The sequence below is a fragment of the uncultured Algibacter sp. genome (assembly GCF_947487605.1).
GTDB lineage: Bacteria > Bacteroidota > Bacteroidia > Flavobacteriales > Flavobacteriaceae > Algibacter_D.
Map to the genome: position 1 here is coordinate 1 of NZ_CANKXK010000019.1, position 5,739 is coordinate 5,739.

4 protein-coding genes are annotated in these 5,739 nt (G+C 30.5%); all 4 read right to left on the bottom strand.

Annotated elements, in window-relative coordinates; genetic code table 11:
* Positions 1 to 642: 642 nt before the first annotated feature.
* The 4 genes from Q0739_RS14485 to Q0739_RS14500 all read right to left on the bottom strand — a co-directional run bounded on the left by Q0739_RS14485 (position 643) and on the right by Q0739_RS14500 (position 5,644).
* Positions 643 to 1,077, bottom strand: coding sequence for a type II toxin-antitoxin system death-on-curing family toxin (locus tag Q0739_RS14485; RefSeq protein ID WP_298239454.1), 435 nt, complete (start codon positions 1,075 to 1,077; stop codon positions 643 to 645).
* Positions 1,077 to 2,105, bottom strand: a complete 1,029-nt coding sequence (locus Q0739_RS14490; protein ID WP_298239455.1) for a DNA-binding protein — start codon at positions 2,103 to 2,105, stop codon at positions 1,077 to 1,079. The genes Q0739_RS14485 and Q0739_RS14490 overlap by 1 nt, the downstream gene beginning before the upstream one ends.
* Positions 2,106 to 3,301: 1,196 nt before the next feature.
* Positions 3,302 to 3,682: a hypothetical protein gene (locus Q0739_RS14495; RefSeq protein ID WP_298239456.1), complete on the bottom strand. Its 381-nt coding sequence runs from the start codon at positions 3,680 to 3,682 to the stop codon at positions 3,302 to 3,304.
* 309 nt (positions 3,683 to 3,991) lie between these two features.
* Positions 3,992 to 5,644, bottom strand: coding sequence for a HEAT repeat domain-containing protein (locus Q0739_RS14500; protein WP_298239457.1), 1,653 nt, complete (start codon positions 5,642 to 5,644; stop codon positions 3,992 to 3,994).
* Positions 5,645 to 5,739 lie beyond the last annotated feature (95 nt).

The window sequence follows — 5,739 nt, forward strand, 5'->3', positions numbered from 1 at the left end:
TCCGTAGGAAAATCAGATGTAGCAAAACAGGACTAATCGCTGGATTAAGCACAGATCCAAGCATTAATTTTATACTTGGTTATGTACTGGTTTTATTTTTTCACGTACTTAAAATCAGTCTTAAATTTGATTAGTCTAATTTATAAAATTCGATTGATAAACATAAATAAATTCCGACGTTTTTTAATTCGGATATTTTATTGCGAAAGTTTAACGGTTTTCCAATTCAGCAGGAACATTTGGTTTTCTATATTTTCGTCGTTAAAACCGAAAGTTGGGAAAATCCAATTTTCATAAAGTTGAGCCGAATGTTTAGCGGTTCTGTAATTCAGCAGAGACTTTTCGGTTAGCTACATTTTCGATGTAAGAACAGGTTTTAGGCAAGGCTTAATTCAGCGAAATGTTCCGCAGTCTTATGTGTTTTTATTTTCATTTTCAGTTAGCAAAAAAAGAAATGACCTTTGAAAAAGCACGAATTTGGATGTGTGCCGAAAACTTGTACATAACGTTTATGTATAAGATTAGTGCGGTTTTGTGAGCGAGGATTTTCCGCAGGAAAATCAGATGTAACAAAACAGGACTAATCGCTGGTTTTAAGCACAGACCTAAGCATTAATTTTATACTTTGTTACCCAACGTTATTTATTCACTTAATGCATCTATTATTTTTAATTTTAGCTCTTCATTAAAGTAATCTTCAGTCAAGATAGAGCAGATAATTTCGTGTAATAATTCTTTGTCAATTTTATTATCAGCTACATAAACTGCAATATTCTCCATTTCAATAATGAATTTATCAATACAGTACTCTATTCCATTAACTTCTAATAAATATGCTCCTAAAGCAATAGATGTTCTTTTATTCCCATCACTAAATGCGTGAAATTTGTTTACCGAAAAAACAAGATGAGTTAGTTTATCCTCAAATTCGGGATAGTATAAGTCATTTTGAATATGTTCTAAAACACTTTCAACTTTTCCAATTTCTATAATTCCTGAATTTCCTCCCGAATTTTCTATGATGAAATCGTGAGTTCTTATTGCGTGTTCAATGTCAAAATAAATATATGTTTCCATTATCTATTTTTTAATCTCTTAAACACGTCTATATTATTAAGGATTCGGTCTTCTAAATCCATACTTTTTTCTCCAAGGAATTTGTCAAATTCCTCTGTAGAGAGATGCGTTATATAGTTTTTTAATTTTTCGTGTAATGCATCTCTGAAAGCCATATCTCTACTCGCCATTAATCCTCTCACTTTTTCTCTTAATGGTTCATATATTGAATTTGTAATATTCTCAAATTGGTCAAACAAGGCATTTGTTTCTGATAATCGTAGTTTTCTATTTGCTTTTTCAGAGTGTTTTTTTAGAAAGTCTGCAAATCCATTTTCGTAACTTGATATTAAATCTAATACTTCTGAATACATTGTTGACCTTACACTTTCTTTATCTTTTAATTTAAGTATTTGACGATATTCTTTAGCATCTTCTTTAAATATACTTTTATATACTTTATTGGTTAATTGTGCGTACTTGAATTTATTAGGTTCAACATAACTATCGAGTGCATTTGTAAATTCTTGTCTATAATTATGTTCTTTTAAAGCACTTGATAAGAATTCCTCCTCTCTTTGGTTTATGTATTTTGTATTTCCACCAAGTTTTTGATTAATTGCATCTATTACGATGTCTAAAATAAAAGCTCGTAGTAATTTTGCTTTTTCACTTTCGGTTAAAATCATTCCAATATTTAGGAATGCACGGAAAGTGAAAACTCCTAAAACAGATGTCTTTTTTAAGGATTCATCTATGGTGCCGACATTTGTGTCGGTACCATACGCTAACTTGAAGTCTTTCAGTTTGTTTCCAGTTAGAATTTCATATCCAGATTCTTCAAATTCTGACTTGTTACTTTCTATATACCTTTCCACAGTTCTTTCGTCAATTTCGAAGAATTCTGCTACTTGTTTTTTCGTGAATCTATATTTATTTTCAAACATTACACCTGGAAAAGAAATTTCATCATAAATGATTTCTAAGGCATAATTATTATTCAGAATATTTTTTCTATGTAAGTCAGATGTTGTTAAATCTTTATTCATCTTGTAAAGTTACGATTTTGTTTTTTTTCGTAATGTTGGGTAACGTTTATGTATAAGATTAGTGCGGTTTTGTGTGCGAGGATTTTCCGCAGGAAAATCAGATGTAACAAAACAGGACTAATCGCTGGATTAAGCACAGACCCAAGCATTAATTTTATACTTGGTTATGTACTGGTTTTATTTTTTTATGTACTTAAAATCAGTCTTAAATTTGATTAGTCTAATTTATAAAATTCGATTGATAAACATAAATAAATTCCGACGTTTTTTAATTCGGATATTTTATTGCGAAAGTTTAGCGGTTTTCCAATTCAGCAGGAACATTTGGTTTTCAATATTTTCGTCGTTAAAACCGAAAGTTGGGAAAATCCAATTTTCATAAAGTTGAGCCGAATGTTTAGCGGTTCTGTAATTCAGCAGAGACTTTTCGGTTAGCTACATTTTCGATGTAAGCACAGGTTTTAGGCAAGGCTTAATTCAGCGTAATGTTCCGCAGTCTTATGTGTTCTTATTTTCATTTTCAGTTTGCAAAAAAAGAAATGACCTTTGAAAAAGCACACACCAGCAATTTTTTATATACGGTGTTAGCAAATCGTTTTTTATTTTCATATCGTTTGAATTCCGATAAATAAAGTTCCGACAATTATTATTAAAAGTCCGAACGAAAATAGTTTATCAGAATTTTTTACTTTTGGATTTTCAGCTCCAAATCCGCTATTTATTTCGTCAGAATATCTTAAAAAGAGTATAAAATCTCTTTTATGCAGATTCTCACTTATCCGTTTAAAAAATCGGTCAAAAATCCAATAAATTATTGGAACACAAAATCCGAAATACATTATTCGGTCATTTCTAAATTCAGCATTTGAGTATAATATTCCGAACAATCCAATTGTCAAAAGTCCGACACAAATCAGCCACACTATTTTCGGTTTCATCCATTTCGTTTTTCTTGTGTAAAGAATAAAGAAACTAATTCCGAGTGCAATTCCAATTCCGATTATACTGTTATCCAATTCTATTTATTTTTCTTTCCGTTAAGTTGCTCTCAAATGTTTGCTAACGGTCTAGTGTATGATTTCGTTGCGTGTTTAAGCACTAAAGTTAGCAAATAAATCACAGATAGAAAGTCCGCGAGGACTTTCGTAAGTGGGCTTTAACTAGCAATGAATTATACACGGTGTTGTGTGTAGTTATTATTTTGGTTCAATAACTTTCGGCAGTACTCGAGTATAACATCTAACATTTACTTTCCGTTTTTGATAAGTCGATTTAGTCAGATTTAATTCCGTAACGGCTTTTTTAATATCTTTTTCAAATTCAGGTGCGCTTGGATATCCTTTCGTAGCAATATCAGTAACGTTTCCTTTCTTGTCAACCGTAAACCAAACATACATTTCTCCAGAATATTTATAATCTTTTTCAATCAGATTCAAAATTTGGTCGCGTAAACTTTTTTCCAAACATTGCGTTCTTTCTTTTTCGTCCGAAATTCCGTCGCAATCACTTTCGAATGGTGTTTTGTCAACTATTGTAAAGTGAACAGTTTTTCCGTTTTTCTTTTTTACAAGTTTCAAGTCAGATTGAGAATGGATTATCGAGATATTTAAAATTCCGATAATAAAAGTCAAATAAATTAATTTCAATTTCATTGTAGATTCAGATTTTCTTTAATTACACACAACGGTCTTGTATATGGCTCGTAGCGTGTGAATTAGCGATTATTTTCAGATAAAGCACAAGCCAGATTTTTAAATTTTACTATTTATCTTTTTTATTGGAAAGTCGTCAAATTTAAAAATTTGGCGACTTTCCAAATACGCCTTAACTTCGGTTAAGCAACTAATTAGCTATGAGCTATATACGTTGTTAGGGCACGTTATTATTTACCATTCAGCTATTATTTCTCTCACAAATTCCGAAATATATTTAGATTCGCTGTTCTCAAATGATAATATATATTTCTTTGCTTTTTCGCCTTTTATTTTTGATAATGCTCTCAAGTAAGCTTGACAATTTCCATCACTTCCTTCTCTTTCTTTTTCGCTTATCTCAATAATTCGGTCAATTGAACTTTTATCATTTAGATTTGCAAGTCCAATCGATGCATTTCTGTTCATTGAAAATCCAGAATCATCATTGTAGATAACATCTTTGAAAATTCCTTTGTCTTCATCTTTAGGGAATTTGGACAAATATTCTATAGCAGTTCTTTTCCATTCCAAACTTTCGTAAGTATTGTAAATATCTCTGTAAATGTTTTGAAGTGAATCTATCTCATTATTAATTAGAATATGTGTAATTGGTGAAACTCGTTTTCCAGGTTTTTTTAGTAACTCAATAAGTTTTTCTATTACTATTTTTGATTTAGTATTCTTTAGAGCATCCACAGTCCAATATCGAACAGAAGAATCTTCGTTATTCATATAGTTCAGAAGTATTTCTTCAGATACGGAATCTTCTCGACCTTCAAGAACCTTTATTAAGGTTTTTTGAATGGTTGTATATTTTGTCTTTTTTAAAGTTGTTTGAACATCACTCAATAATTCACCAGAAAACAAAAGTGGTTTTCTTAAAGTATTGAAATAATATTTTTCAGGGATTTCTCTGCTTGAAACAAGTTCAAGCCAATATTTGACACTTTTTGGATTTTTTGATTCTAAAAAGCCATTTAAAATGTCTTTAGAAACAACTTTTTCTGAATTAGCAATTTGCTTTAAATAATCCACATCTTCTTTAGTTGGGCTATTTGCTAGCGCTTCAATCGCAATAGGACGAGTTTTTATACTGTCCAATAAAGGAATAAAGGTCTCTTTTAGATTTCCCATTTCTAATTCTTTTACAGAAAATATTGCATAACCTTTTATGTTATATTCCCAATTCTTTACTGCATCAAGTAATAATTTTTCGGTTTTTTCATTCTTTCCCGTTTTTGAAAGTAATTGTGCAGAAAGTACTTTTGCTTTTAAGTTTGAGCTATTAATTCTGTTATAAGCAGTATTTTGAAGTGAGTCTTTATTTAGTTGAAAATACATAGGAATCATATGACTGTCTCCAAAATTCTCATTCTCGATTAGAAAGTCAAAAAGAGGTGTTGTGTGGTTTGTTTGTAAATACATTAATGCCATTCCAGACCAAATTAAGTTTCCTTTAGTCTTCTCTGTTTTTAATTTTTCTAAAAGTTCCTTTTCATAGTTTTTATCTCCAGCTCCTGCAATTACTAAATAGGAAAGCAGCCTTTGGTTTGGGTTTTCGGAATTTAGTAAAGTTTGGATATTATTTTTATAATCATCTGTTTCTTTAAATTCAGAAAGTGGATATTGAACTATTCGTTCGTTTGTCAAGCTTGCTGTCAGTTGAGTTATATCACTATGAGGCGTCAATAAATTTGAATATGTTTTGAACATTTTATTCAAATCAGATTCGTTGAATTCAATTTCGGTGGATTTTATAAAATCTTTTTTGAAATCCTCAATATTCTGTCCGAATGAAGCGATTGAAATTAAAAATGTTACTAAAATTATGATGTGTTTCTTCATTTCGTTCTAATGTGCCCTAACTTTCACGTATATAGTTTGTGTCGCCTTATTATTTTGCTTGAGCGAGGCAGAAATGCGATAGCATTTTAGCGTAA

Coding starts and splice junctions, on each gene's coding strand:
- Q0739_RS14485 (WP_298239454.1), bottom strand. CDS start 1,077: ATGGAAACATATATTTATTTTGACATTGAACACGCAATAAGAACTCAC.
- Q0739_RS14490 (WP_298239455.1), bottom strand. CDS start 2,105: ATGAATAAAGATTTAACAACATCTGACTTACATAGAAAAAATATTCTG.
- Q0739_RS14500 (WP_298239457.1), bottom strand. CDS start 5,644: ATGAAGAAACACATCATAATTTTAGTAACATTTTTAATTTCAATCGCT.